This window comes from Stenotrophomonas indicatrix, from assembly GCF_050573115.1.
Lineage (GTDB): Bacteria > Pseudomonadota > Gammaproteobacteria > Xanthomonadales > Xanthomonadaceae > Stenotrophomonas > Stenotrophomonas lactitubi_A.
Genome location: NZ_JBNYZT010000008.1, coordinates 189,945 through 214,621, shown reverse-complemented (window position 1 = coordinate 214,621; position 24,677 = coordinate 189,945). Strand labels below are relative to the sequence as shown.

24 protein-coding genes are annotated in these 24,677 nt (G+C 66.6%); 10 read left to right on the top strand and 14 right to left on the bottom strand.

All coding sequences use genetic code 11. The features are described from left to right. Positions 1 to 70: 70 nt before the first annotated feature. Both ACQ5SA_RS18280 and ACQ5SA_RS18275 read right to left on the bottom strand, forming a co-directional pair. A complete protein-coding gene (locus tag ACQ5SA_RS18280) occupies positions 71 to 394 on the bottom strand; it encodes a hypothetical protein (protein WP_230110964.1) in 324 nt (107 codons plus the stop codon). Further along, a complete protein-coding gene (locus ACQ5SA_RS18275; protein WP_230110965.1) occupies positions 391 to 822 on the bottom strand; it encodes a hypothetical protein in 432 nt (143 codons plus the stop codon). The genes ACQ5SA_RS18280 and ACQ5SA_RS18275 overlap by 4 nt, the downstream gene beginning before the upstream one ends. 278 nt (positions 823 to 1,100) lie before the next feature. Here ACQ5SA_RS18275 and ACQ5SA_RS18270 point away from each other — a divergent pair, with 278 nt between their 5' ends. Both ACQ5SA_RS18270 and ACQ5SA_RS18265 read left to right on the top strand, forming a co-directional pair. Then, entirely contained in the window at positions 1,101 to 2,867 is a 1,767-nt protein-coding gene (locus ACQ5SA_RS18270) for a S8 family serine peptidase (protein WP_499315442.1), read from the top strand. Then, positions 2,867 to 3,448 (top strand): S8 family serine peptidase, encoded by a 582-nt coding sequence (locus ACQ5SA_RS18265; protein WP_499315441.1) that lies wholly within the window; start codon positions 2,867 to 2,869, stop codon positions 3,446 to 3,448. The genes ACQ5SA_RS18270 and ACQ5SA_RS18265 overlap by 1 nt, the downstream gene beginning before the upstream one ends. A 174-nt stretch (positions 3,449 to 3,622) precedes the next feature. On the opposite strand, the gene ACQ5SA_RS18260 is transcribed toward ACQ5SA_RS18265, so the two are convergent. From ACQ5SA_RS18260 to cyoA, 5 genes are all read right to left on the bottom strand, one after another. Then, a complete protein-coding gene (locus ACQ5SA_RS18260) occupies positions 3,623 to 4,309 on the bottom strand; it encodes an SCO family protein (protein ID WP_499315440.1) in 687 nt (228 codons plus the stop codon). Positions 4,310 to 4,423: 114 nt separating this feature from the next. Further along, on the bottom strand, positions 4,424 to 4,756 hold the full coding sequence (gene cyoD, locus ACQ5SA_RS18255; RefSeq protein WP_025877422.1) for a cytochrome o ubiquinol oxidase subunit IV: 333 nt from the start codon (positions 4,754 to 4,756) through the stop codon (positions 4,424 to 4,426). A gap of 1 nt (position 4,757) precedes the next feature. Beyond that, the gene (gene cyoC, locus ACQ5SA_RS18250) at positions 4,758 to 5,393 is read right to left on the bottom strand and encodes a cytochrome o ubiquinol oxidase subunit III (protein ID WP_080353828.1); all 636 of its coding nucleotides are present in this window, start codon (positions 5,391 to 5,393) and stop codon (positions 4,758 to 4,760) included. Next, a complete protein-coding gene (gene cyoB, locus ACQ5SA_RS18245) occupies positions 5,390 to 7,366 on the bottom strand; it encodes a cytochrome o ubiquinol oxidase subunit I (protein WP_312786093.1) in 1,977 nt (658 codons plus the stop codon). Before cyoB ends, cyoC begins: the two co-directional genes overlap by 4 nt. 5 nt (positions 7,367 to 7,371) lie before the next feature. Continuing rightward, on the bottom strand, positions 7,372 to 8,277 hold the full coding sequence (gene cyoA, locus ACQ5SA_RS18240; RefSeq protein WP_499315438.1) for a ubiquinol oxidase subunit II: 906 nt from the start codon (positions 8,275 to 8,277) through the stop codon (positions 7,372 to 7,374). Positions 8,278 to 8,460: 183 nt separating this feature from the next. Between cyoA and ACQ5SA_RS18235 the strand changes: the two genes are divergently transcribed. The 4 genes from ACQ5SA_RS18235 to ACQ5SA_RS18220 all read left to right on the top strand — a co-directional run bounded on the left by ACQ5SA_RS18235 (position 8,461) and on the right by ACQ5SA_RS18220 (position 12,352). Continuing rightward, a complete protein-coding gene (locus ACQ5SA_RS18235; protein ID WP_499315437.1) occupies positions 8,461 to 9,876 on the top strand; it encodes an aminotransferase-like domain-containing protein in 1,416 nt (471 codons plus the stop codon). Positions 9,877 to 9,950: 74 nt separating this feature from the next. Beyond that, entirely contained in the window at positions 9,951 to 10,211 is a 261-nt protein-coding gene (locus ACQ5SA_RS18230; RefSeq protein ID WP_499315435.1) for a hypothetical protein, read from the top strand. Then, positions 10,211 to 10,813, top strand: coding sequence for a DUF6436 domain-containing protein (locus ACQ5SA_RS18225; RefSeq protein ID WP_499315433.1), 603 nt, complete (start codon positions 10,211 to 10,213; stop codon positions 10,811 to 10,813). The genes ACQ5SA_RS18230 and ACQ5SA_RS18225 overlap by 1 nt, the downstream gene beginning before the upstream one ends. A gap of 9 nt (positions 10,814 to 10,822) precedes the next feature. Beyond that, a complete protein-coding gene (locus ACQ5SA_RS18220; protein WP_499315431.1) occupies positions 10,823 to 12,352 on the top strand; it encodes an aminotransferase-like domain-containing protein in 1,530 nt (509 codons plus the stop codon). Positions 12,353 to 12,489: 137 nt separating this feature from the next. Here ACQ5SA_RS18220 and ACQ5SA_RS18215 read toward each other — a convergent pair whose 3' ends face one another. The 3 genes from ACQ5SA_RS18215 to ACQ5SA_RS18205 form a co-directional block, all read right to left on the bottom strand. Further along, positions 12,490 to 13,791, bottom strand: coding sequence for an aminotransferase class V-fold PLP-dependent enzyme (locus ACQ5SA_RS18215; protein WP_499315429.1), 1,302 nt, complete (start codon positions 13,789 to 13,791; stop codon positions 12,490 to 12,492). Beyond that, on the bottom strand, positions 13,791 to 16,196 hold the full coding sequence (locus ACQ5SA_RS18210; protein WP_499315428.1) for a TonB-dependent receptor plug domain-containing protein: 2,406 nt from the start codon (positions 16,194 to 16,196) through the stop codon (positions 13,791 to 13,793). The genes ACQ5SA_RS18215 and ACQ5SA_RS18210 overlap by 1 nt, the downstream gene beginning before the upstream one ends. Before the next feature lie 142 nt (positions 16,197 to 16,338). Further along, positions 16,339 to 16,722: a hypothetical protein gene (locus ACQ5SA_RS18205; protein WP_499315427.1), complete on the bottom strand. Its 384-nt coding sequence runs from the start codon at positions 16,720 to 16,722 to the stop codon at positions 16,339 to 16,341. 186 nt (positions 16,723 to 16,908) lie between these two features. On the opposite strand from ACQ5SA_RS18205, the gene ACQ5SA_RS18200 reads away from it, so the two are divergent. From ACQ5SA_RS18200 to ACQ5SA_RS18190, 3 genes are all read left to right on the top strand, one after another. After that, positions 16,909 to 17,736 carry an AraC family transcriptional regulator gene (locus tag ACQ5SA_RS18200; RefSeq protein WP_499315426.1) on the top strand — a complete coding sequence of 276 codons (828 nt, stop codon included), beginning with the start codon at positions 16,909 to 16,911 and terminating at the stop codon, positions 17,734 to 17,736. A gap of 73 nt (positions 17,737 to 17,809) precedes the next feature. After that, positions 17,810 to 18,832, top strand: a complete 1,023-nt coding sequence (locus ACQ5SA_RS18195; RefSeq protein WP_499315505.1) for an alpha/beta hydrolase family protein — start codon at positions 17,810 to 17,812, stop codon at positions 18,830 to 18,832. A gap of 117 nt (positions 18,833 to 18,949) precedes the next feature. Continuing rightward, entirely contained in the window at positions 18,950 to 19,621 is a 672-nt protein-coding gene (locus tag ACQ5SA_RS18190) for a VOC family protein (RefSeq protein WP_230110986.1), read from the top strand. Position 19,622: 1 nt separating this feature from the next. On the opposite strand, the gene ACQ5SA_RS18185 is transcribed toward ACQ5SA_RS18190, so the two are convergent. The 3 genes from ACQ5SA_RS18185 to ACQ5SA_RS18175 form a co-directional block, all read right to left on the bottom strand. Further along, positions 19,623 to 21,035 (bottom strand): TPM domain-containing protein, encoded by a 1,413-nt coding sequence (locus ACQ5SA_RS18185; RefSeq protein ID WP_499315424.1) that lies wholly within the window; start codon positions 21,033 to 21,035, stop codon positions 19,623 to 19,625. Further along, positions 21,032 to 22,870 (bottom strand): M3 family metallopeptidase, encoded by a 1,839-nt coding sequence (locus ACQ5SA_RS18180; protein WP_499315422.1) that lies wholly within the window; start codon positions 22,868 to 22,870, stop codon positions 21,032 to 21,034. Before ACQ5SA_RS18180 ends, ACQ5SA_RS18185 begins: the two co-directional genes overlap by 4 nt. Positions 22,871 to 22,942: 72 nt before the next feature. Beyond that, positions 22,943 to 23,455 (bottom strand): hypothetical protein, encoded by a 513-nt coding sequence (locus ACQ5SA_RS18175; protein WP_353098972.1) that lies wholly within the window; start codon positions 23,453 to 23,455, stop codon positions 22,943 to 22,945. A gap of 81 nt (positions 23,456 to 23,536) precedes the next feature. On the opposite strand from ACQ5SA_RS18175, the gene ACQ5SA_RS18170 reads away from it, so the two are divergent. Beyond that, positions 23,537 to 24,163: a YiiX/YebB-like N1pC/P60 family cysteine hydrolase gene (locus tag ACQ5SA_RS18170; protein WP_499315420.1), complete on the top strand. Its 627-nt coding sequence runs from the start codon at positions 23,537 to 23,539 to the stop codon at positions 24,161 to 24,163. A gap of 54 nt (positions 24,164 to 24,217) precedes the next feature. Here ACQ5SA_RS18170 and ACQ5SA_RS18165 read toward each other — a convergent pair whose 3' ends face one another. After that, positions 24,218 to 24,379 (bottom strand): hypothetical protein, encoded by a 162-nt coding sequence (locus tag ACQ5SA_RS18165; protein WP_165378361.1) that lies wholly within the window; start codon positions 24,377 to 24,379, stop codon positions 24,218 to 24,220. Between the last annotated feature and the right edge of the window lie 298 nt (positions 24,380 to 24,677).

Genomic DNA, 24,677 nt, shown 5'->3' with positions numbered 1-24,677 from the left:
GTGCACGGGCTGTAGTAGCACAGGGGGGCGGGAGGGGGTGCGATGACCCGGGCATCGGATGGCCTCGACGCTATGGCGATGCCCAATGCGAAGTCCGCACGACGTGGCCAGTGCCATCCAGCTCCACCGACCACGCCTCGATATGGGGCAGGAATGGGTTTTCGTACCACAGCCGTTCCACGCAGGTGCCACTGCATGGCGTGCTGGCATAGCGGGAAAACCGTTGTCCACGCGGCTCGGTGACATCGGGTGCGCCCAGCGCATCGATGACCGCCTCTCGACGGTCCCCGGGCTGCAGGGAAGCGATGCCGCGCTCGGTCAGGACGGAAGTAGCCGAGCATCCCCCCACGTAAAGCACGGCTGCCAGCGCCAACAACCACGCCAGGGTCTTCACGTCTGCGCCTCCGCCTCCGCATCCAGCTCCATGGCAGCGTCGCGTATCTCGTGGAACGGCAGCATGGTCTCGAAGCCGAACTCGTGTTCCATGCTGATGCGGACCAGGCCGCCAATGGCGTACCAGCTGGTGTTGGCGTGTATATCGATGCCAAGCCAGCCGCCCTCAGCCCGCAGATACAGCGTCTGCGCCCGGGGCATCTTCTCCCTCTCCTCCCGCAGCAGCGCGCGGCGGTGCCGTTTCATCAGCAGGCGCAGCTGCTTCACCGTGGTGATGTTGAATGCGCTGAGCTCCGGCAGCAGCTCGGCGATATCCGCGTCGGTCCAGTAGTCGTGGCGGCGGTGATACATCGACAGCACAACCTTGCGGATGGTGGCCACGGTGAGCGGGGCCAGATCGGCATGGGCGCGGGCATTGGGGCGTTTCATCCGGTGTCCTCCGGGGGCTGCGGGCATGGTGGCATGGCGGCGGGTTCCCGGCGTGGATGCGCGGTGCCAACCAAGGTTGGCATCTACCGAAACTCAGGCCTGACGGGCGCAGTCGTGATTACCAGACGGCATAAGTGTTTGTGACGCATTTTGCACATCAGCACATTGGCTGTGTGAAGAGGTAGGGGGTTGTTCGTTGTGTCGCGTTTGGCTCGTTGCGATGGGGCAGATCCGCCCCGCCGTCCTGCCATGCCGATTCACAACAGAAGGATTCGTGTATGAAGCGACACACGCAACGCTCCGCGCCACCGCGCTCTGCGCGCCTGGCCCTGGCCACTGCCCTGGTACTGGGCAGCCTGGCCCTTACTGCCCAGGCACAACAGGCTGATCCGCTGGCGGGTATCCAGTGGCATCTGCTCAACACCGGGCAGACGGTGCCGGCGGACACGCTGCCGGTGGCCGGCAACGATCTGAACGTCGATGGCCTGTTCCGCAATGGCATCCGTGGCCAGGGCGTGGTGATCGGCATCGTTGATGACGGCCTGCAGATCGCCCACCCGGACCTGGCCGCGAACGTGGCGACGGTGGCCGGCAAGAACTTCGCCAATGGCTCCAACAACCCCACGCCATCCAATCCCGATGCCGACAACCACGGCACGATGGTCGGCGGCATCGCCGGTGCTGTGGGTGCCAACAACCTTGGCGTGCGCGGCGTAGCCCCGGCGGCGACGCTGAAGGGCTTCAACGTGCTGGCCTCCAATGCGCAGGGCAACCAGCAGAGCAACATCGAATACGCCTGGTGGGATGGCGCAGAGTCGGCCGATGTGCAGGTGTTCAACAACAGCTGGGGCGCAGGCCCAGGCAACCCCAACCTGCCGGTTGCCTACAGCCAGAACACGGTGAGTTCGTACGAGCAGGCACTGTCGGGTACCCGCGGTGGCCGCGGCGGCATCTACGTGAAGTCGGCCGGCAACAACTTCAACAACGCCTCGATCAGCCAGACCCAGGACGTCTGCACCACCGATACCAAGAACCGCAACACGGGCTGCGTGCCAGCCGGTCGCGATCCGCGCAACAACCTGTTCAACGTGATCACCGTAGGTGCGGTGCGCGCGGACGGCGTGCGTTCGTCGTACTCGTCCACCGGCTCGGCACTGTGGGTGTCGGCGTTTGGCGGCGAGTACGGCCTGCAAGCGCAGTACGCGCCGAACCTGGTGGCGCGTGCGTACGATCCGGCAATCGTCACCACCGACGTGACCGGCTGCACGCAGGGCAGCAACAAAAACACCAACCGCCAGAACACGCTGGACAGCAACCTGTCGGCCATCGACAGCACCTGCAACTACACGGCAAAGATGAACGGTACGTCGGCGTCGGCGCCGATGGTGTCGGGCGTGGCGGCGCTGGTGCTGGAGGCCAATCCGAACCTGTCCTACCGCGATGTGAAGTACATCCTGGCCACCACCGCTACCCGCAACCATCCGAACCAGCCGGCCGTGACGCTGGCCGATGGGCGCACGCTGGTGCCGGGCTGGACGGTGAACGCCGCCAACCGCGCGTACAGCAACTGGTACGGCTTCGGTGTGGTGAACGCGGCACGTGCTGTGCAGGTCGCGGAGACCTTCCAGTCGTTGGGCCCGCTGCTGGATACGGGCTGGCGCACCACCACGCGCACGGTCGCCATCGGCAACACCTCCGCTGCGGCGGCACGGTTGACCTTCCAGGTGGCCAACGGCGCACGCAACGTCGAATCGGTGCAGCTGGGCTTCCGGGTGAGCCACAGCAACACCCGTCAGCTGCAGTTCGTACTGGTTTCGCCCAGTGGTACGCGCAGCGTGGTGCAGCCGGCGTTTACCGCCATCGGCTCGGGTACCGGTGGCGTGCAGCGCAACTTCACCAACTGGGATCTGCTGTCCAGCAATGCCTTCCTGGATGAAAACGCCACCGGCACCTGGACGCTGGAAGTAACCGACATGGGGCAGGCCGCGAACGCTGCATCGCGCGGCAACCTCGAATTCTTCAAGATCCGCGTTCTGGGGCACTGATGATGAAGACGACCATTCTGTTGAGCACGCTCGCCTTCGCGGCGATGACCTCCCCTGCCTGGGCACAGAGCTCGGGGCAGACCCCACCGGCCCGGAGCCTGTCCACCGTGGATGCGCAGGAACTGAAAGCCTCCGCCACCGGCCGTTCGTTCGACGTGGGCGGCACGCGTTTCCAGCTGTCTCCTTCGACCACGGTGAAGCAGGCCGCTGGCGGTCAGTTCACGATCACCCCGCAGGCGGCGGCGACCACGACCAGCGCGCGCAGCAAGCGTTCGCTGGATGGTGCAGCGGCAGGCGGTGCTGATGCGGGTGCCGCCAAGTTCGCGGCAGCGGTATCCAACGATGGTGCGCCGGTGGTGGCGACTTCGCGGGTAAAGGTGTTCTTTACCGATGCGGCGTCTGCACAGCGCGCGGCGAAGGCCACCGGTGGCACCGTGGTGAAGGTGTCCAAGGCCGCGGGTCTGGCCATCGTGGAATACCCGTCGGTGAACGCAGCGCTGGATGCGAGCACCCGGCTGCTGTCGACTGCGGGCGTCAAGGCGGCCGAGCCGGACGTGGTGCAGTGGGAAGAGAAGAAGTGATCTAGGCGTTGCGTGGTGCCCCCGGCCGGTTGGCTCTCCTGGCCGGCCGGGGGATTGGCGAGCGGGGGCGTGCCGACCAACGGTCGGCACCCACCAGATTCCCGATGTCGGCACCCACCAGATTCATTCATCGCGTGTCGACCAAGGTCGACACCTACCAGGGCGATGCGTCGTTCAGCGGGCGGCGACGCTCGCGCTGTGCGGCAGCTTGCACGCCGCCAATGCTTCACTGCCCGCGGCCGGGTGTTCCGGCTCCAGCAGCAACCGCTGCACGTCCGAGAACAGCTGCTCCACCGGCATGCCGTAGGGCGCGAACAGGCGCAGGCGGCCCTGGCGGTCGAACACGTAGCCGCCGGCGATGTGGCTCATCGTGTAGGTGTCCGGCAGCTGTCCGGGCTCTTTCTCGTAGAACGCCTTGAAGTCACTGGCCATCGCCGAGAGCTGTGCCTCGTCACCGACCAGTGCCATCGCCTTCGGGTCGAACGCGTGCACATAGGTGTGCGCGACTTCGGGGGTATCGCGCGCCGGATCGACGCTCACAAACACCACCTGCAGCTGGTCGGCATCCTTGCCCATCAGGTGCTTGACCTGGCTGAGCTCGACCATGGTGGTCGGGCACACGTCCGGGCAACTGGTGAAGCCGAAGAACAGGTAGGTCACCTGCCCCTGCAGGTCCTTCGGGCCACGCAGGGTGCCGGCGCTGTCGGGCATGGTCCAGTGCCGACCCAGCTCCTCGCAGGCGATGTCCTTGGAATAGAAATCCATGCGCGACTGCGCGCTGCAGCCGGCAAGCAGGCCGAGTGCGAGGCCTGCGGCAAGCAGCGGCAGGCGGAGGGAACGAACAACGGAAGCAACACGCATCACGGGTACCACCAACACGAGGTGGGCGCGGTCTCGGTCAGGCCTGCCCTGGGGGGAGAGAGGGCTGAGGTGCCAGGGCGATCGCGCACTCCTTGCCGATCGCCCCGGCCACGGTCAGTTGATCATCATGTGGTAGTGCATGCTCCAGATGATCCAGATCGACAATGCGACCACGATGAACAGGATCACCAGGGTGAACACGAAGCTGGCGAGGTTCCAGCCACCTTCGGACTTGCGGTCCATGTGCAGGAAGTACACCAGCTGCACCAGGATCTGCGCGACGGCGAAGCCGACCAGCAGGAACAGCGTGACCGGCCGCGACAGCACCGGGTTCATCACCAGCGCGAACGGCACCACCGTCAGCAGCGCGCACAGCACGAAGCCGATCAGGTAGGACTTGGTGGAACCGTGCGCATTGCCGGCGCGCGAGGTTTCGACGTGGGCCATGTCAGAAGGCTCCGATCAGGTAGACGAAGGTGAAGACGCAGATCCACACCAGGTCCAGGAAGTGCCAGAACAGGCTCAGGCAGGAAACGCGGGTGATGTTGGTCGGGGTCAGGCCGCGGCGATACACCTGGTGCATCACCACCGCCATCCAGATCAGGCCGCTGGCCACGTGCAGGCCGTGGGTGGCAACCAGGGCGAAGAACGCCGACAGGTAGGCACTGGTGCTGGGGCCGGCCCCTTCATGGATGAGGTGCGAGAACTCGTACAGCTCCATGCCGATGAACGAGGCACCGAGCACGAAGGTCACGCCCAGCCAGCGCAGCACCGCCGCCTTGTCCAGGCGGTGCATGGCCAGCACGGCCTGGCCATAGGTGATGCTGGACACCAGCAGGATGAAGGTCTCGGCCATCACGAACGGCAGCGAGAACAGCTCCTTGCCGGTCGGGCCGCCGGCGTATGCGGTGCTGAGCACCGCATACGAGGCGAACAGCGAGCCGAACAGCACCAGGTCGGACATGAGGTACACCCACATGCCGAACACCTTCATGCCGCCCTGTTCGTGGGCGTGGTCGTGCGCGTGGTGGTCGTCGTGGACCAGCGCATCGCTGTCCAGTTGCGGACGGGTCAACAGGTTCATGCGCCTGCCTCCTGCAGCTTGGCGTGGTTGGCCGCTTCGGTACGCGCCACCTCTTCGGAGCTGACGTAGTAATCCACGTCCTCGTTGTAGGAGCGCGCGATCAGGGTGGCGATCATCGCGATGAAGCTGGCACCGGCCATCCACCAGATGTGCCACACCAGGGCGAAGCACAGCACCAGGATCCAGACGTTGAGGATCAGCGGCACACCGGTGTTCTTCGGCATGTGGATCGGTGCGTACTTCTTCGGTGGAGGCGGCAGGCCACGCTTCTTCGCTTCGTGGAAGGCGTCCAGCTCATCGGCCTTGGGCACCACGGCGAAGTTGTAGAACGGCGGCGGCGAAGGCGTGGCCCATTCCAGCGTGCGTGCATTCCACGGGTCGCCGGTGAGGTCGAGGTTGCGCTTGCGGTCGCGCACGCTGACGTAGATCTGCACCAGCATCAGGATGATGCCCGCGAACACGAACAGCGCACCGATGAAGGCGGCGATCAGGTACGGCGTCCACGCCGGGTTGTCGTACTGGTTCATGCGCCGGGTCATGCCCATGAAGCCCAGCATGTACAGCGGCATGAAGGCCAGGTAGAAGCCGATCACCCAGCAGGCGAAGGACCACTTGCCCAGGCGCTCGTTGAGGGTGAAGCCGAACACCTTCGGGAACCAGTAGACGAAGCCGGCCAGGTAGCCGAACAGCGCGCCGCCGATGATGGTGTTGTGGAAGTGGGCGACCAGGAACAGGCTGTTGTGCAGCAGGAAGTCCGCGCCCGGGATGGCCAGCAGCACGCCGGTCATGCCACCGATGGTGAAGGTGACCAGGAAGGCGATGGTCCACAGCATCGGCACGCTGAACTCCACGCGGCCGCCGTACATGGTGAACAGCCAAGTGAAGATCTTCACGCCGGTGGGAATGGCGATGATCATCGTCATGATGCCGAAGAAGGCATTGACGCTGGCACCGGAACCCATGGTGAAGAAGTGGTGCAGCCACACGATGAAGGACAGGATGCCGATCGCCAGGGTGGCGCCAACCATCGACTTGTAGCCGAACAGTTTCTTGCGTGAGAACGTGGCGGTCACTTCAGAGAAGATGCCGAACGCCGGCAGCACCAGGATGTACACCTCCGGGTGGCCCCAGGCCCACACCAGGTTCACGTACATCATCGGGTTGCCACCCAATGTGTTGGTGTAGAAGTTGAAGTCCAGGTAGCGGTCGAGGGTGAGCGCACCCAAGGCCACGGTCAGGATCGGGAAGGCGGCGATGATGATCACGCTGGTGACCAGCACGGTCCAGGTGAACACCGGCATCTTCATCAACGTCATGCCCGGCGCACGCATGCGCAGGATGGTGATGAACAGATTGACGCCGGTCAGCAACGTGCCGATGCCGGACGCCTGCAACGCCCAGATGTAGTAATCGACACCCACGCCTGGACTGAATTCGATGCCCGACAGCGGCGGATAGGCGACCCAGCCGGTCATGGCGAATTCGCCGACACCCAGCGAGATCATCATCAGCGCAGCGCCGACCACGAAGATCCAGAAGCTGAAGGCGTTGAGGAACGGGAACGCCATGTCGCGTGCGCCGATCTGCAGCGGCACGATGATATTCATCAGGCCGACCACGAACGGGGTGGCCACGAAGAAGATCATGATCACGCCGTGCGCGGTGAAGATCTGGTCGTAGTGTTCCGGTGGCAGGAAGCCGTCACTGCCCGGCCCGGCGGCCGCCAGCTGTGCGCGCATCATCAGCGCATCGGCAAAGCCGCGCACCAGCATGACCAGCGCCACCACTACGTACATGATGCCGATCTTCTTGTGGTCCACGGTGGTGAACCAGTCGCGCCAGAGCACGCCCCACAGCTTGAAATACGTCACCGCACCAAGCAGCGCGAGGCCGCCCAGCACCATGGCCGCCAGCGTGACCACCACGATCGGCTCGTGCAGCGGCACGGCCTCCCACGTCAATTTACCCAACATGTTCGTTACTCCTGGGAAACCTGGGCACCGGCGGCCGTACCGGCCGGGGCCGCGGCAGCGGTGTTCTCACCGACGCCGATGAACTGGTCGATGACTTTCTTGAACAGCAGCGGTTCGACGCTGGAGAAGTGCTGCACCGGTGCGTTCTTCGACGGTGCGGCCAGCGTTTTGAACTGTTCGAAGCTGAGCGCATCCGGCGCGCTGCGTACTTCGGCCACCCAGCGATCGAAGTCTTCGTTGCTGCTGGCGGTGGCCATGAACTTCATGTTCGAGAAGCCATGACCGCTGTAGTTGCCGGACATGCCACGGAACTGGCCGGGCTCGTTGGCGATCAGGTGCAGCTGCGTGCGCATGCCGGCCATCGCGTAAATCTGCCCACCCAGCTGCGGGATGAAGAAGGTGTTCATCGTCGAGTTGGAGGTGATGTTGAACGCCAGCGCGCGGTTGGCCGGGAAGTTGAGCTGGTTGACCGTGGCGATGCCGAGGTCCGGGTAGACGAACACCCACTTCCAGTCGGTGGCGATCACGTCCACGTGCAGCGGTTCGCCGGCCACGTCCAGCGGCTTGTACGGGTCCAACTCGTGCGTGGACTTCCACACGATCACCGCCAGCACCGCGATGATGATCAACGGCACGCCCCAGACCACCACTTCCACCTTGGTGGAGTGCGACCAGTCCGGCGTGTACTTCGCCTTGGTATTGCCGGCGCGGAAGCGCCAGGCGAACACAAAGGTCAGCACGATGGCCGGCACGACGACGATCAGCATCAGGCCGATGCAGATCAGGATCAGGTCGCGCTGTGCGATCCCGACCATGCCTTTCGAATCCAGCAGCACCCAATCGCAGCCCGTCAGGGCGATGCAGGCCAGGGCGACCAGCGCCAGGCGGATGCGGTTCCAGCAGATATTCATTGGAGGTCAACCCTGTTGAAGATGCGCGCTTGACCGGCTCGCCTGCGCGCAGCGCCCGGGCGTGGAGCGGCTACACTGTGGGTACGAGGTCGCCTACAAGCAGGCGAACCACTCCAGTCAAGTCCATACAAGATACATCATTGTATGGACTTGTGCATCTGCACGTATGGAAAAATCCGACCGATGACGCCTCCTGCTGCCGGCCGCCGCCTGAAACACCCCAACCGGACCTGGGTTCGCCCCTTCCGTGAGGGCGCCGGACCGCTGTACCTGCAGATCGCGCAGCAGGTGCGCGAGGCGGTGGACGACGGCGTGCTGCGCCCCGGCGACCGCCTGCCACCGCAGCGCGATCTGGCGCAGCAGGTGGGTGTGGACCTGACCACGGTCACCCGCGCCTTCGCCGAGCTGCGCCAGGCTGGGCTGCTGGACGCGCAAGGCGCCGGCGGCACCTTCATCGCGATGTCCGCGGGCAACCGCAGCACCTCGGTCGACCTGAGCATGAACATCCCGCCGCTGCTGGGCAGCGCGCCGTTCGCGCAGGGCATGGAGGCCGGTTTCCAGCACCTGGGCCAGCAGCTGGGCCAGGGCGAGTTGATGAGCTACCACGTCGGCGCTGGCAGCCGCGACGACCGCGCGGCGGCCGTGCAATGGCTGGCGCCGATCCTCGGCCCGGTGGGCGCCGAGCGGGTGGTGATCTGCCCCGGCGCGCAGACTGCGCTGTGCGCACTGATCCTGGCCCGCACCCAGCCGGGCGAACTGATCGCCGCCGAACAGCTGACCTACCCGGGCCTGCTGGCCGCTGCGCGCGTGCTGCAGCGGGGCGTGGTGCCGGTGGCGATGGACGCCGAAGGCATGCTGCCCGACGCGCTGGAGGAAGCCTGCCAGCTGCGCCGGCCGCGCCTGCTGTACCTGGTGCCGACCATCCAGAACCCGACCACCGCGACGATGTCGGCGCAGCGCCGGCAGGCCCTGCTGGCGGTGGCGCGGCGGCACGAACTGACCGTGGTCGAGGACGATCCCTACTGGCTGCTGGCCGGTGATGCCGCGCCGCCACTGGCCGCATTGGCCGACGGTGGCTGCCCGGTCTACTACATCTCCACTCTGTCCAAATGCCTGGCCCCCGGCCTGCGCACGGCCTACCTGGTGGTGCCGGCCGGCCAGCCGATGGAGCCGGTGCTGGACGCCCTGCGGGCGATCGCGCTGATGCCCACCCAGTCGATGGTGGCCGTGGCCTCGCACTGGATCCGCACCGGCCAGGCGCAGGCGATGGTGCAGCGCTTCCAGCAGGAACTGCGCGAGCGCCAGGCCATCGCCGCCCGCTACCTGCCCGCCCGCCGCCAGGCCCATCCGGCCGGCCTGCATGTGTGGCTGCCCTTGCCGCCGCGGTTGGACCAGTACCGCTTGATCCAGGCCGCGCAGGAACAGGGCCTGGGCATTGCCAGCTCCGATGCCTTCAGCGTGGAAGAACCGCCACCGGGCAACGCCATCCGCCTGTCGCTGGGCGGTGCCGTGGACCAGGACGCCCTAGCTGGTGCACTGGCCAAGCTGAATGAGATTCTGTCCGAGGCGCCCGACGCGCGGCATTCGGCGATCGTCTGAGCCCCCCCCCGTAAGCCATAGCCATACAAGATGATATCTTGTATGCAATGTATGGACCGAGGGACGTGCCGCCGATGGCCGCCGACAAATTGAAGTTCCACCTGGTGATGGCCGGCTGCGGCGGCTTTGTCTTGCTGATGCTGGCCGCCCTGGCCTGGGTCTGCCTGCAACCGCAGACCGTGGATGTGCAGGCCGCCGAGCGCCACGCCATCGCACAGTGCCTGCAACGTAGCGAGGACACGGCGCGCAGCGAGATCCAGCGCCGCGCCCAGGCCGATTCCTGCCGCGAAATGCGCAAGCAGTACGCGCACAAGTTCGGCGCGGACGGCTCCTGATGGGCGCAACCGCGCCGCGCCCACGCCGTTCGATGCTGCCGGTGATGATCGCCCTCGCCTGCCTGTTCATGGCCGGCGTGGCGGCGGCCCTGTGGCAGTACTTCGGCTATGGCGAGCAGTCCACGTTCACCGAACAGGCGATCGTCTTCGATGACTCGCAGTTGCGGTTGCCTGCGGAACTGGCCGGCGACACCGGCCGCATCCGCGTAGTGCATTTCTGGGACCCGGCGTGTGGCGTATGCAACCGCGAAACCGGTGCACACCTCAGCTACCTGATCAGCATGTACCGCCGCGCCGGCATCGACTTCTATGCGATCCGCCGCCCCGGTACCGAAGGTGAACTGCCCGAACCGCTGCGCAACAAGGTCATCAACCTGCCGACCATCGACGGCATCGAGAACATTCCGGCCAGTCCGGCGGTGGCGATCTGGGACCGCCAGGGCCACCTGGCCTATGCCGGCCCGTACAGCATCGGCATGGTCTGCAATTCGGCCAACAGTTTTGTCGAACCGTTGCTGGACAAACTGGTGCGCGGGGAAACCGTGCGCCCGAAAGGACTGCTTGCCGTGGGCTGCTACTGCCCCTGGCAGGCCAAGCGCTGAGGACGCGCGATGACATCACCGACGCTGGCCGGCGCAGCCGCCGCAAACAACAACGGCGGTCACCTGTCCGAACCGACCGATGGTTGTGGACAGGCTCCCGCCGTTGGAAGCAACGATACGCCCCGACATCCTCCGTACATGCCGCGACCCGATGTCGCAGGGCCTGGCGTCGCAGGGCTGGGCTGGGTGCAGGACGTGCATGTGCACAGCGGCCCGATCTACCTGCGCATCGTCAATACGCTGGAACGCACCATCAATCGCGGCGGCCTGGCACCCGGGCAACGGCTGCCCTCGCAGCGTGCATTGGCACAACAGCTGGGCGTGGACCTGACCACGGTGACCCGTGCGTTCGATGAAGCACGCAAGCGTGGTCTGATCGAAGCACGTGGTCCGCAAGGCAGCTTCATCGCGCCGCCGAAAGCGGGCTTTGACCAAGCCGTCGATCTCAGCATGAACGTGCCGCCGGTACCCGACGCTGATGCACTGGCGGACATGCTGCGTCGAGGCGCAGCGGCGGTGCTCGCACGCAGCAATGCGCCGAACCTGATGACCTATCACCTGGGCGGTGGCAACCCGACCGATCGCCACGCGGCGGCGCGCTGGCTGCAGCCGATGCTGGGCACGGTGGACGATGCACGCCTGCTGCTGACCGAAGGCGCGCAGGTGGCGCTGGCGTCGATCCTGGTCAGCCAGGGACGCGAGGGCGATGCGATCCTCTGCGACCGCTTGGTGTATCCGGGCCTGCTGCAGGCGGCTGCGGCACTGGGGCGGCGGCTGGTCACGGTGGAGGGCGACGAACAGGGCATGTGCCCGGAGGCGCTGGCACGCCAGGCGCGGGAATGTGGCGCGCGTCTGGTCTACCTCAACCCCACCTGCCAGAACCCGACGGCGCTGACCGTGCCCACCCCGCGGCGCGAGGCGCTGGCGCGGGTGCTGGAGCGCGAAGGCCTGCTGGCGATCGAGGACGATCCGTACTGGCATCTGGCCGTCACCGCGCCCATTCCGCTGGCGACACTGGCGCCCCGGCACGTATTCCATGTGGCCACGCTGTCGAAGGTAATCAGCCCCGGCCTGCGTACCGCGTTTGTGCAATGCCCGAGCGCCCCCCACGCCGAGGCGATGGCTGCCGCACTGCGCGCCACGCGGTTGATGGGCCATCCGCTGGTCTCTGCACTGGCCAGCCAACTGCTGCTGGATGGTTCGGCGCAGGCACTGCTGGTGCAGGTGCGCGAGGAAGCGCGCGAGCGCACGCGGATGGCGCGGTATCTGCTGGCACCGTCATTGCTGGAACGCGCCGATGGGCTGCATGCATGGTGCCGGGTGCCAGCGCCGTGGACCGACGCCACGCTGGTGCGGACGGCACAGCTGCAGGGTCTGGCGATTGCGCCTTCATCGGCGTTCTGTCCGCCGGGCGCGCCGTTCGCGAGCGGGGTGCGGCTGTCGTTGGGATTGGCTGCGGACCGGCGGCAACTGGAGAACGCGCTGCGGCGGATCGATCGGTTGTTGTTGTCCGATGGGTTGCCGGCGATTGATCGGTAGGCAGAGAGCATCCACGCATGGCGTGGATCTACTGGGCTCATTGATGCCATGGGTGCATGGGCGTTGCGCCTGGTAGTGCCGGCCGCTGGCCGGCAACGGCAGGCAAGGGTCATGAGGTTGCCGGCCAGCGGCCGGCACTACCCCAACGCGGCCAGCGCCTGCACCAGCGCATCCATCTGCGCGGGGCGGGTGAACACCGACGGCGTCACCCGCACGCAGGCACCGGAGTCCAGACCATCGCGATGCGTGGTGAATATCCGATGCTCATCCAGCAGACGCTTCTGCAGTGCCTGGTTCTCCTCCACCGAGGTATGGCCACGCAAGCGGAAGCTGGCCAATGCACTGGCCAACGCCGGATCCGGCGACGACAGAACGTCGATATGTGCCATCTGGCGCGCCGGCACCGTCCAGCGTTCACGCAGGTAGCGCAGGCGCGCCTGCTTGTTGGCTGCGCCGATGCGCTGATGCAACGCGATGGCCTCGGGCAGGGCCAGGTACGCGGCGAAGTTGACCGTGCCGGTGTGCACGCGGCTGCCCACGCGATCATCGTCGGTCTCGCCCATGTAGGGATCCAGGTCGGCCACGCGCCCTTTGCGTACGTACATCGCGCCCACACCCACCGGTGCGCCGATCCACTTGTGCAGGTTGATGCCAACGAAATCGGCCTTCAGGTCCGGCACCGCGTAGTCGATCTGACCGAAGCCGTGCGCGGCATCGACTATCACATCGATGCCACGCGCACGCGCACGCTCGGCGATCTCCGCCACCGGCAGCACCAGCCCATGACGGTGACTGACCTGGGTCAGCAACACCAGTTTCAGGCGCGGCAGGCGCGCGAATGCGTCATCGTAGGCCTGCAGGATCTGCTGATGGGTTGGCACCGCCGGCAGTGCGATGCGCTCCACCTGCACGCCACGACGCTGCTGCAGCCAGCGCATCGCGTTGATCATGCTGTCGTAGTCGACGTCGGCGTACAGCACCTGATCGCCCGCAGCCAGCCGGTTGTAGCCACCGATCAGCGCCAGCATCGCCTCGGTGGCGCCGCGGGTCAGCGCGATCTCATCGGCGCCCACGCCCAGCATGTCAGCCACCTGCCGATGCACCGCCATGTACTGCGCCGGGAACGCGTGGCGGCCATACCATGCATTGCCGCGATTCACTTCGGCGGTGTGCCGCTGGTAGCTGGCCAGGGTCTCCCTGCCCATCGCGCCCCAGTAGCCGTTTTCCAGATGATTCACTTCATCGGTGATGTCGAAGTGGCTGGCCACGGTCGCCCAGTAGCCTTCGTCGCGGGCCAGCACGTCCGGCGCCACGGTCGTTGCGGGAATCTGCATGGACCCAGCGTAACGCGCGGCGCCCGCGGCAGGCAGTGAAGACAACGCCGCAGCGGCCGGCAGCAGCGCGCCGGCACGCAGCAGGAAACGACGGCGGCCGTCCATCAGAAGGTCAGCCGGTACTGTGCGTACACGTTGGCGCCGTCGGTGTCATACGGAGCATTGCGCGAGTAGATCAAGCCACGGCTGGCCTGGAAGGTCGCTTCGTCCGGGTAACGGTCGAACACGTTGTCTGCGCCCACACGCAGGCTGTGGTGTTCGTTGATGCGGTAGCCCACGGCCAGATCCAGGAAGGTCATTGCACCGAACTGCTGGTAGATGTCACCGGTCGCATTGCCGGTGGAGTCGGTCCACTTGCCGTAGTAGCGCACGCGCGCCATCAACGACCACGCGCCGACGTCCCAACTGCCAGTGAAGCTGCCCTTGTGCTCGGGCAGGCGGTCTTCGAACAGCACGCGCTGGGTCTCGTTGGTCGCCACCGAGGTGCTGCCGTTGTCGACCCGCGTCTGGTTGTAGTTGTAGGCCAGGGTCAGCGTCATGCGGCCGGCGCCGAGATCGCGCAGGTAGTTTCCGACCACGTCCACGCCGGTGGTGGTGGTGTCGAAATCGTTGGTGAAATAGTTCACCGACGTATAGCCCAGCGGGTTGGGCGTGCCGGCCGGAATGGCGAAGCTGGCCGACTGGCTGAAGCGGTCGCTGAGCTTGATCCGGTAGACATCCACCGAACCGGACAGGCCCATGTCGGTGCGCCAGGTCAGGCCCAGCGAGGCGGTGCGCGATTCTTCCGGGGTCAGCGGCTTGGCACCGAGCAGCTGCGCCAACGGATCGCTGGGCGACAGGCGGCCGCTGGTGAAGATCTGCAGCGTGCGCGTGTCCAGGCCCTGGGTGGTGCTGGTGGTGTTGAGCTGGGCCGGCGTGGGCGCGCGGAAGCCGGTGGACACGGTGCCACGCAGTGCCACGTCCGGGGTGATCGCAAAGCGTGCCGACAGCTTGCCATCCACCGTGCTGCCGAAGCTGGAGAAGTCTTCATAGCGACCGGCCGCGCCGATGCTCCAACGCTCCCCCAGCGGCACTTCCATGTCCACGTAGGCGGCCTTGCTGCGCTGGCTCCACTGCCCGGCCTGGCTGGCCGAGAAGCCCGGCGCGCCGTTGGAGTTGGCTTCCAGCCCCGCCGCCGCACCGCGGCCCACCGCATACGAAGCAGGGTCGCCGGCGCGCACCTGGTAGGTCTCCTGGCGGAACTCGGCCCCGAAGGCGACGTTGATCGGCTTCGACAGCGCAGCCACGTCCCATTCGTAGTTGAAGTCCGCATTGGCGTTCTTTTCGGTCTGGGTCAGCCGGCCGAGGTCGAAGGAGGTCGGGCTGTCCGGGCCCAGCGATGCGTTGATCGAGTTGTCCAGGCTGTAGTCGATGGCATTGCGGCCATACGAGGCGCTCAGGTCCCAGCGCAGCTTGGGGGTGATTTCACCGCGCAGGCCAGCGACCAGCTGCAGGTCGTTCTGCGTGTTGCCGTACTGCGGGCTGAAGCCCACCGGATACAGCGAGCGCAGGTTCCAGCCCGGGAAGATGCTGGTGGTGCGATAGGCGCCGGTGGTGGTATCCGGGTTGCGCCAGTTGAAATCACTGACGCCTTCGCTGTGGCTGTACAGCCCAAAGGCATACAGCTCCAGGGTGTCGCTGGCATTGGCCTTCAGGTTGAAGCCCACGCGGCGGCTTTCCAGCTCCGGCTGGCCCCAGCGCTGCACCGGGTTGGGCACATCCAGTTCGGGATGCGCGGCTTGGAAGGCGATGGCATCGGGGCGCTGGCGGGTGCGCGAGGTCGCGTCGGAGTTCGACGATTCGGCGAACAACGCCAGGCTGCCGTAGTCCCCCAGCGCCCAACCGGTGCGCGCACTGAAGTCGCGCGAGCCGCCATCGCCCTGCGCGTACTGCGAATAGCCCGCGGTGATCTCGGTGCCCGGGCTGTCTTCCAGGATGATGTTGATGACGCCGGCGATAGCGTCCGAGCCGTACTGCGCCGACGCGCCATCGCGCAGCACTTCGATGCGCTTGATCGCGCTGGTCGGGATCTGCGCCAGGTCGGCGGCCTGTGCGCCGCGGTTGCCAAGCAAGGCACTGCGATGGAAGCGGCGGCCGTTGACCAGCACCAGCGTCTGGTCCGGCGACAGGCCACGCAGCGTGGCCGGGCGCACGAACACCTGGCCATCGGCCATCGGCAGGCGCTGCACCACGAACGAAGGCACCAGCTGCGCCAGCACGTCCTTCAGGTCGGTGGAGTCGACCGACTGGATGTCCTGCTTGGTGAACACGTCCACCGGCGCCAGGGTTTCAAACTGGGTGCGGTTGGAGGCACGGGTACCGGTGACCAGCATCGCGTCGAGCTGGGTAGGTGCGGTGTGGCTGCCACTGCTGGTGGTATCTGCCGTTCCGGCATCTGCAGCGATCGCGCCTCCTGCGCTGACCAGACCAAGGGCGAGGAGGATGGAACGCGACAACTTCGAACGATGCACGGCGGAACTCCGGGAAGGCACGACAGGGCCAGGTGGGACCTGGACAAGGCGCGCAGTCTCGGGCTGCGATGTGAAGCAGCGATGACGTGGAGACGACAGTTGCAGCGGTTACGGTGCGGGGGCCGCCCGTACCGGGCGTGCGCTACCCGGCAGCGTCGTCGTCGAAGCCGAAGGTGGCTGGCCGTGCCGTGCGTAGCGGGATGAACAGCGCGATCACGAAAACGAACAGGAAAGGCGCGGAGAGGATGGCAGTGTCCTCGGTTCCGAAGGCAATCAGGTTCACCTGCAGATGGCCGATCCACTCAAGGTCCATGAGCACCAGCACAAGGCCACCGATGGTGGGGCACGGCAGGCCGCCATGGCCTGCCATCAACAACGTGGGCGCCAGCAGTGCTGCCAGCAATGAGAACATCACACGGTACAGCCAGGGATCCCCGCGCCAGCGCGGTGCCCGCCGCCACATGATCACCAGCAGCGCCAGTGGCAGCAGCGCCGACAGCAGGGCAATCGCAATGATCATCACCATGCGGCGATCTGCGCGGTCTGGCTGATAGCGGTCACTTCCGGCATGTCCCTGGCCTCGATCGTATCCATGAAGGCCCCATTGTTGCTGGTGCAACGGCAAACGCAAAGCCTGCCGGCGCAAGAACTGCTAAGCGCCCCACCCCGTCGATCCGTTACGCTGCCCGGCATTCGAACAAGGGACAGCGCGATGAGCGCAGCCGGCAAAGCGTTGTGGTACATCGAAAGCCATGCTGACAAGCCGCTGGCGCTGGCCGACATCGCGGCCGCCGCCGGACTGTCGCCCTTCCATCTGTCGCGCCTGTTCCAGGCCCACACCGGCACGTCGGTGGTGCGCTACCTGCGCGGACGCCGCCTGACCGCCGCTGCGCAGCAGCTGGCCAACGGTGCCGGCGACATCCTGCAGGTGGCGTTGTCAGCGGGCTACAGCACCCATGCCGCCTTCACCCGTGCCTTCTGCGAGCAGTTCGGGCAGACCCCGGAGCGCGTGCGCGAGCAGGGCCTGCAGGAGCTGGCACTGGTACACGCGATCCGCCTCGACGATGCACCGCGGGCCTGCAGCGAGGCGCCGAAGCTGATCGACTGCGCCCCCTTCCAGGTGGCTGGCATCGGCATGCGCCACACCCGCAACAGCGGCGGTGCGATTCCGGGGCAGTGGGCACAGCTCAATCGCGAATGGCCAACGCCGGCACCGGTCAGTTTCGGTGTGTGCTGCAACAGTGACGACGATGGCGGCTTCGACTACATCGCAGCGCTGCCGGTGAACGCACTGCCATCGGTGCCGGCACACTGGCAGCGGGTGGATGTTCCTGCACGCCGTTACCTGGTGGCCTGGCATGCTGGCCATATCGCCACCATCCGCGCGACCTGGTTCTGGCTGCTGGACCAGTACCTGCCCGCAAGCAACCTCAACCTCGCCAATGCGCCGGACCTTGAACGCTACGACACCCGCTTCGACGAGCATAGCGGCCGCGGTGGCGTGGAAATCTGGCTGCCGGTCGATCAACGCCCTGCCTGACCCGGAGAGACTGACGATGCACGCAACGCGATGGATCCTGGCCCTGCTGCTGGCGTCGCTGGCGCCGACGGCGATGGCCGCAGCTCCTTTCACCGCCGGTGAGCGCCACGGCGTGACAACGCTGGAAAGCGCGGCGATACGCGATGTCGCACACCGCGATGTGCTGCGCTTCACCGTGTGGTACCCGGCAACACCAGGCAGCGAAGAAACACCGCTCACCATCGGGCCAGCGGATGCGCCGCTGTTCGAGGTGGGTCGCGCGGCAAAGAATGCCCCCATCGCCGACGGGCGCCTGCCGACGCTGTTGCTGTCGCATGGCAACGGCGGCACCGCGCGCATGATGGGGTGGCTGGGCACCGCGCTGGCGCGCGCCGGCTACCTGGTGATCGCCGTGGACCACCCCGGCAACAACGGCGCCGACGAGATGACGCTGGCCGGCAGCGTGCTGACCTGGCTGCGCGCCGACGACCTGAAGGCCGCGCTGGCGGCGGTAAAAGCCGACCCGCAACTGGGGCCACACATTGATGCGTCGCGGCTGGGCGTGGTCGGCTATTCCGCCGGTGGTTTTACTGCACTGCTCAGCGCCGGCGCGCAGCCGGACATGGCGCGGTTGCTGTCGTTCTGCCGGGCGCACCCGGACGACGGCGTATGCAGACCGCAGCAGGAAGCGGCCGCACATACGATGGAGGCGCGTCTTGCTGCAGCAGCATCGCCACAACTGCGGCCCTACGTGCAGCATGCGCAGGATGATCGTTCGATTCCCGGTGTGCGCGCGGTATTCGTGCTGGCGCCGGCCATCGTGCAGGCATTCGCACCGGAGCAGCTAAGGGCGTTGCAGCAGCCGGTGGCGATCGTGCTGGGTTCTGCTGATGAGGTGGCGCCGCCAGCGACCAACGGTGATGTGGCGGCGGCGCTGATTCCGAAAGCAACGCTGCACGCACTGCCAGGTGTCGGCCACTACGATTTCCTGTCCGGGTGCACGCCGCTGGCGAAAGAGCGGCTGCCGGCGCTGTGCGTGACTGCGGGGCCGAAGGAACAGACGCACGCCGTGGTGGTGGAAGACGCGGTGCGCTTCTTCGGCGAAGCACTGCGGTAAACGCTGTCGAGCACGGTTTGAGGTCGGCGGTGGGGTAACGATTCGTTGCGCAGGTGATGACGCGACGCGAAGGTGCGCGGGACTACACTGCATCCAGCGCTACACGGAGGATCGACCATGCGCCTGCTGCACCTCACCCTGCCGGTATCCGATGTCGCCAGCGTTGCCGCCTGGTTCCGCGACGTGCTGCAACTGCAGGTGGCCGGCGACCAGATCCGCATCGGTTGGAGCACGATCCAGCTGCAACCTGCCGGCGACCACGCGGTCGGCGGCGTGCACCTGGCCTTCAATGTGCCGGACAACCGCTTCGCCGAGGCCATGACCTGGCTGCGTGCGCGCACGCCATTCCAACGCAACCCGGAAGGCCTCGATTACTTCGCACTGGAAAGCAGTTGGCAATCGCAGTCGGTGTATTTCACCGGACCTGATGGACTGATCCTGGAACTGATCGGCCGCAGGCGCTTGCCGGCCAGCGAACGCAGCGGTGCCTTCCATGGCAGCGAACTGACCTGCCTGAGCGAGGTCGGCCTGCCCAGCCACGATGTCGATGCGGTGCGCGAACAGTCCAGCCAGCGCTTCGGCCTGCAGCCGATCAGCCGGCCGTCGCCGCAGTTCGCACCGATGGGCGACGACGAGGGCCTGCTGATCGTGGTTGCCGCCGATCGCCGTTGGTTCCCCGAGCAGAAGGACCTGCCCAACGCGCAGGGACTGCAGCTGCAGGTGGGCGATGTGAGCGGCAGCGGCGAACTACACGATGCCGCACTGGGCTGGCGGGTGCAGGCCGCCTGAGCTACCAGCTGCCCGAGGCACCACCGCCGCCGCTGCGGCCGCCACCACCGGACCAGTCGCTGGAACTGCTCGAGGACGAACTGGACGACGAGGTGCTGGAGGAGGAACGGTAGCCTCTGGACGAACCGCGGCCGCTCCGGGCTTCTTCGCCAGGCAACAGGGTGAACACCCAGATGAAGTACAGGAACAGCGTGCCCACGCTGGACAGGATCGTTGCCAGCACGCGGGCGTTCTCGTCGCCGGCACGATCGATGGCCAGCAGTGCGCCCAGCGCATAGCCCCCAGTCAGCAGCACCAGCACCACCACGCGGATGGCGAAGCTGTTGCGGTTCTTCCGCCAGCGCGCGCGTCCGGCCTGCACCAGGAAGAACACCAGCATGGCGGCGATGCCGACCGCGAGGTTCAGCAACGTGTGCAGCGCAAGGCTGGGCGGCAACTGGCCACGGACCAGCAGCACCACAAAGAAGCCGGTACTGACGGCGAGCATGCCGCACAGCACGATGCGCACGCCACGGCTGCGTCGCCAGCACCAACCCAGCAGGGTCGCCACCAGTACAGCGGGCACCGTCACGAAGAACAGCGCCGGCAGCACGTGGCGCGGCAACAGCAGCGTCGCAGACAGCAGTCCCGCAGCAATCACCGCCGTCACCAGCAGCGGCCTGCCCCAGGCAGGCAATGTCGGCCACGTGGGCCGGGGCACCGCCGCATTGGCTGCCAGTGCCTTGCGCCGCCGCTCGCGGCGGTTACCGGTGAACTCGGCTTCGGTCCTGGTCGCCAGCAAGCGCGGAGGTGATCGCCACAGACCCGCCAGGAAGCCCGCCAACAACGTCAGCGCGACGACCGAATCCCCCGTGCGCCAATCCGGTGGCAACACGTTGCGTGCCAATGAATCATCCCAAGCTGGCAGTTGCTCGCCATCGACCAGCGCCACCAGCACGCTGGTACCGTCCAGCACGCCCCGGTCCAGGTCTCCCTCGCGCAACCGCGGCACGATCGCCTTGTCGATGATGCGTGCGGCATACGCATCAGGAATGGTGCCTTCCAGGCCATAACCGGTCTGGATGCGTACGCGCCGATCCTGCACCGCCACCAGCACCAGTACGCCATCATCGACGCCAGCACGGCCCAGCTGCCATTGGTCGAAGACGCGCTGCGCATAGGCTTCGATGCCTTCTTCGCCAACGCTCGGCACCACCAGCACCTGCAGCTGCGCACCCTTGCGTGCCTGCAACTGCAATGCCTGCTCGCGCAGCGTGGCGCGGGTGCTGGCCGACAGCGCGTCGGCAGTGTCCACCACCGGGTCATTCAACGCAGGGATCGGGGCTGCCGCCAGTGCCAGCAGCGGCAGCAGGCAGAGCAACAGCGCAAGCCACGCCCACGGCCTGGCAACGTGCGCCTGCGGCACGCCGCTCATGTGCCCTGCCCTGCCTCGATCTGCGCATACAGCGCCTGCAGCCGGGCAGCGTTCTGCGCGAACACCTGCAGATCCGCATCGACCAGTGCCGGCCAGTCCGGTGCATGACCCAGCAACTGCGCTACCTGTTCCTGCGGTGCGCGGTCAAAGCCCTCACCCAGTACGGTCAGGTAGCGCTGGCGGAAGCCCTCCGGGTCCTGCTGGTCCTGCACATACAGCTGCACCGCCAGCAAGCCGGCATAGAGATAGTTGACCAGATACTGCGGGTCGTCATACATCAGGCGCTTGCCGATCCAGCTGCTGCGGAGCTGAGGGCAGCGCTGGGGCTGCTGGCCGTAGCGCGCCAGCACCTGGCCGGTGAGCGCGTCCAGATCGTCGGCGGTGCCCAATGTATTGCTGGCCACGCCCTGGTAGATCGACTGCTCCAGCTGCGCTTCCTCGGAGGAAGTGAACAGCTGCAACACCATGTCGTCGAGCAGCGACTTCAGGTAGTACGCCTTGGCGCGCGGGTCCTGCGCCTGCTGGTACAACTGGTCACGGAAGCGCAGCTCGTTGTAGATGGCGAAGGCCTCGGTCATCCACGCACTGCCATTGAGATGCAGTGGCGAGGCGTGCCCGCGCAGCATCCACTGCCCATGCATGGCGTGACCTGCTTCATGGGCGATCTCCACGTCACTTTCCAGATCGCCGCTGCGCAGCCCGACGAACAGCAGCGCCGGCGTGTCCGGTGCGAACACATGGAACGCGTCCTGGCTGCGACTGCCGAGCACTGTGGCCAGATCCATGCGCTTGTGCGCAGGATCCAGCAGCGCGCGCAGCTCGGCGACATATTCCGGCCCCAAGGGCTGCATGGCGTCGGCCGCGGTATCGCGCAGCTGCTCCAGGGTCAGCACCGGTGGGGTGTAGCCGGCATCCGGCACGGTGGTATCCCACAGCTGCGGCGACACCACACCGCTGCGCCCGGCATGCTGCAGCAGCACGTCCTGGTAGTCACGACGGTCTGCCGCTTGGCGCTCGATCGCCGCCAGCGTCGCGTCAACCGTCTGCGTATCCATGCCCATGCGTCGATAGCCGCGTGCGGTGGCCGAGCCGTCGCCCTGCAGACGCGCGGCGGCCTCATTCACCTGCACCAGTCCCAGCAGTACCGACGCCATCGGTTCACGGCGCGACTGCACGCCCTGCCAGTATCCCTTCCAGCCGGCCTCACGCAGCGCCCGGTCCGGGTGCTGGGCCAGGGCCTGCTTGTCGGCACCGGTATCCCAGCTGCGGCCAGCACCCTCGATACGCGGGAATTCCGCGCTGTGCATGATCTGCCGGCGCAGGCGCGCGAAGGTATCCAGCGCCGGGTCGGCCAGTGCATCCACGGCATCATCCAGCTGCGCATTGGCCGGCGCCGCGCCTTCCTGCAGCGCGCGGGCGCGCAGGAACCCATAGGACGCCAGCCAGGGGGCATCCGCCGGCGCCTCACGCAGGGCGGCTCTGCCGGTGCGGGCGATACGGCTGCACAGCCCCATCACCTGGTCCAGCGCCTGCGCCGGGCGACGATCGCGTGCGTTGCGCGCGGCCTGCAGATGCAGATACGCATGGTGACGCATGCACTGTGCCTGCAGCACTTCGGCCTGGCGGAAGCGCGTGGCCGGCTCGCCCGCCGTGGCGCTCTGCAATGCCTCAACGCGCTCGCTCAGGATCACGCGCGCCGCCTGCTCGGCGGGGGCGCTGGGGAAGTACGCGCGGTCATCGGCGTGCAGCGACTGTGCATGGGTGCCGAGGGAGGTGGCCATCGCCCACAATGTGGCGATGACTACGGTAGTGGTGCGCATCCTGCGGGCCCGCATCGGCGTCTCCCTGCCTTGATCGAGCTTCGAGCCTAGCAGCCGCCGACGGCCTGCGCCTGTCCCGATCTGGCCTCAGATCGACTCGTCTTCACGCTTGACCAGTGTCCAGCACGGCTTCTGCACGAAGGTATAGGTCTGCTGGTCGCTGCTGTCGGGCGTGCGGATCTGCACCTGCATCTGCCCATCGGCCACGGCCGTCACCTGCATCTGCCGGCCCTGCCCGGCCAACCCGGCTGGATCAGGCATCACCGGCCATTCGACAGCGGCCAATGCCAGCGGGCGCTCCACAGTACGCGGCTCGGGCTCGGCACCCGCGTCAACGTAGCTGTCCAGCAGCGGATCGGCCGTGGCCTTTTCCTGCAGGGTGATCTCATTGCCGAAGTGCTTCAGGAAGGTATCGAACGCGGGATGGGGGCACGCCGCTGTCGCCACCGCGGGTGCCGGCTCCACCGCCTTCGCCGTGCTGGCAGGTGCCGCTGCAGGGGCCGGGGCATCAGCAGGCGCTGGCTGCGGCGCAGGCGTGCAGGCGGACAGCGCAAGGCCAAGGGCGGGTGCCAGCAACGCAAGGGAACGGCGGGGCTTCATGGGATCGTCCTGATTCCGGTTTGGTCGCGCCATCCTATCCTGCCGCCTACAATCGCGCCTTCCCGCCTGTTCGAGATGCCCATGCGCCGCCTCCTGCTCCTGATCGGCCTGCTGCTGCCCGCCCTGTGGCCAGCCTTGGCGATGGCCATCGAGGTCCGTGAAGGCGACCTGCTGTTCGTCACCGCTGGCCGTGCCGGCCTGAGCGCGGCCATCGACGATGCGACCGGAAAGCAAGGTGCGCCCAGCTTCGACCATGTCGCCCTGGTGGCGTCGTCGCCGCAGGGCTGGGAGGTGCTGCATGCCGATGAGAAGGGCTCGCGCCGGCAGACGCTGGACCAGTTCCGCGAGGATGCGCATGGCAAGCAACGACAGGTTGTGGTCTATCGCCTGCGCGCGCCGCCAAAGAATGCCATCACCGATGCAGTGGCCACCGCACGCACGATGCTGGGCAAGCCGTACAACACCGCCTACGTGTTGAACGACGAACGCTACTACTGCTCGGACTTCGTCGAACGTGCGTTCCGTGCACACCATGTGTTCGCGCTGCAGCCGATGAACTTCCGCAACCCGCAGACCGGTGAGATTTCCCAGCACTGGGTAGACCTGTATCGCGGCATGGGCCTGGATGTACCGCAGGGCCTGCCCGGTACCAATCCCAACGACATGGCCGCAGCGACAGTGCTGCAGCGGATCGGCGTGCTCGAATAAGCGAAGCCCCGCGCGGGGCGGGGCTTCGTCGGTGATGAATGGCGACTGCCAGGATCACTCTTCCTCGTCCTGCCCGCCCTGCTGCTGGTTCTGGTTGCGCTTCTGCTGTTCCTGCTGCTGTTGCTGCTGCTGGTCGCGGCCGCGCTCCTGCTGCTGATCCTGCTGGTTCTGCTGGCCCTGCTGCTTCTGGTTCGGGTTCTGGTTCTGCTGTGCCATGTCCGATCTCCAAATGCCACGCGCGGAATGCGGTGGACGGGGCCATCGTCGGCAGCAATTGGTTAACCATGCGTTGTGAGCGGGCTACACCTGTGTGTACGCGCGTGAATGAACGCGCGCCAGCCCTTGCGGCACAAGCCACGGAAGGATTCATGCGGGTTTGGCATGTCCTCATGCTGCAGACGGAAACGAACGCATTCAGCGGCCTGCACCGCCGTGGCGTGCGCAGCAGCCGCCTACGCCTATGGTCCCATTTGCAGCATGCCGGGGCGCCGCCTATCGTCGGGTGACATCACCC

Excerpts from the sequence above, each read along its gene's own strand:
- ACQ5SA_RS18265 (WP_499315441.1), top strand. The coding sequence starts at position 2,867 with ATGATGAAGACGACCATTCTGTTGAGCACGCTCGCCTTCGCGGCGATG.
- ACQ5SA_RS18275 (WP_230110965.1), bottom strand. The coding sequence starts at position 822 with ATGAAACGCCCCAATGCCCGCGCCCATGCCGATCTGGCCCCGCTCACC.
- cyoD (WP_025877422.1), bottom strand. The coding sequence starts at position 4,756 with ATGGCCCACGTCGAAACCTCGCGCGCCGGCAATGCGCACGGTTCCACC.
- ACQ5SA_RS18175 (WP_353098972.1), bottom strand. The coding sequence starts at position 23,455 with ATGAAGCCCCGCCGTTCCCTTGCGTTGCTGGCACCCGCCCTTGGCCTT.
- ACQ5SA_RS18225 (WP_499315433.1), top strand. The coding sequence starts at position 10,211 with ATGGGCGCAACCGCGCCGCGCCCACGCCGTTCGATGCTGCCGGTGATG.
- ACQ5SA_RS18270 (WP_499315442.1), top strand. The coding sequence starts at position 1,101 with ATGAAGCGACACACGCAACGCTCCGCGCCACCGCGCTCTGCGCGCCTG.
- ACQ5SA_RS18200 (WP_499315426.1), top strand. The coding sequence starts at position 16,909 with ATGAGCGCAGCCGGCAAAGCGTTGTGGTACATCGAAAGCCATGCTGAC.
- ACQ5SA_RS18170 (WP_499315420.1), top strand. The coding sequence starts at position 23,537 with ATGCGCCGCCTCCTGCTCCTGATCGGCCTGCTGCTGCCCGCCCTGTGG.
- ACQ5SA_RS18195 (WP_499315505.1), top strand. The coding sequence starts at position 17,810 with ATGGCCGCAGCTCCTTTCACCGCCGGTGAGCGCCACGGCGTGACAACG.
- cyoC (WP_080353828.1), bottom strand. The coding sequence starts at position 5,393 with ATGAACCTGTTGACCCGTCCGCAACTGGACAGCGATGCGCTGGTCCAC.
- ACQ5SA_RS18180 (WP_499315422.1), bottom strand. The coding sequence starts at position 22,870 with ATGCGGGCCCGCAGGATGCGCACCACTACCGTAGTCATCGCCACATTG.
- ACQ5SA_RS18185 (WP_499315424.1), bottom strand. The coding sequence starts at position 21,035 with ATGAGCGGCGTGCCGCAGGCGCACGTTGCCAGGCCGTGGGCGTGGCTT.
- ACQ5SA_RS18220 (WP_499315431.1), top strand. The coding sequence starts at position 10,823 with ATGACATCACCGACGCTGGCCGGCGCAGCCGCCGCAAACAACAACGGC.
- ACQ5SA_RS18165 (WP_165378361.1), bottom strand. The coding sequence starts at position 24,379 with ATGGCACAGCAGAACCAGAACCCGAACCAGAAGCAGCAGGGCCAGCAG.
- ACQ5SA_RS18260 (WP_499315440.1), bottom strand. The coding sequence starts at position 4,309 with ATGCGTGTTGCTTCCGTTGTTCGTTCCCTCCGCCTGCCGCTGCTTGCC.
- ACQ5SA_RS18190 (WP_230110986.1), top strand. The coding sequence starts at position 18,950 with ATGCGCCTGCTGCACCTCACCCTGCCGGTATCCGATGTCGCCAGCGTT.
- cyoB (WP_312786093.1), bottom strand. The coding sequence starts at position 7,366 with ATGTTGGGTAAATTGACGTGGGAGGCCGTGCCGCTGCACGAGCCGATC.
- ACQ5SA_RS18235 (WP_499315437.1), top strand. The coding sequence starts at position 8,461 with ATGACGCCTCCTGCTGCCGGCCGCCGCCTGAAACACCCCAACCGGACC.
- ACQ5SA_RS18205 (WP_499315427.1), bottom strand. The coding sequence starts at position 16,722 with ATGGTGATGATCATTGCGATTGCCCTGCTGTCGGCGCTGCTGCCACTG.
- ACQ5SA_RS18215 (WP_499315429.1), bottom strand. The coding sequence starts at position 13,791 with ATGGACGGCCGCCGTCGTTTCCTGCTGCGTGCCGGCGCGCTGCTGCCG.
- cyoA (WP_499315438.1), bottom strand. The coding sequence starts at position 8,277 with ATGAATATCTGCTGGAACCGCATCCGCCTGGCGCTGGTCGCCCTGGCC.
- ACQ5SA_RS18230 (WP_499315435.1), top strand. The coding sequence starts at position 9,951 with ATGGCCGCCGACAAATTGAAGTTCCACCTGGTGATGGCCGGCTGCGGC.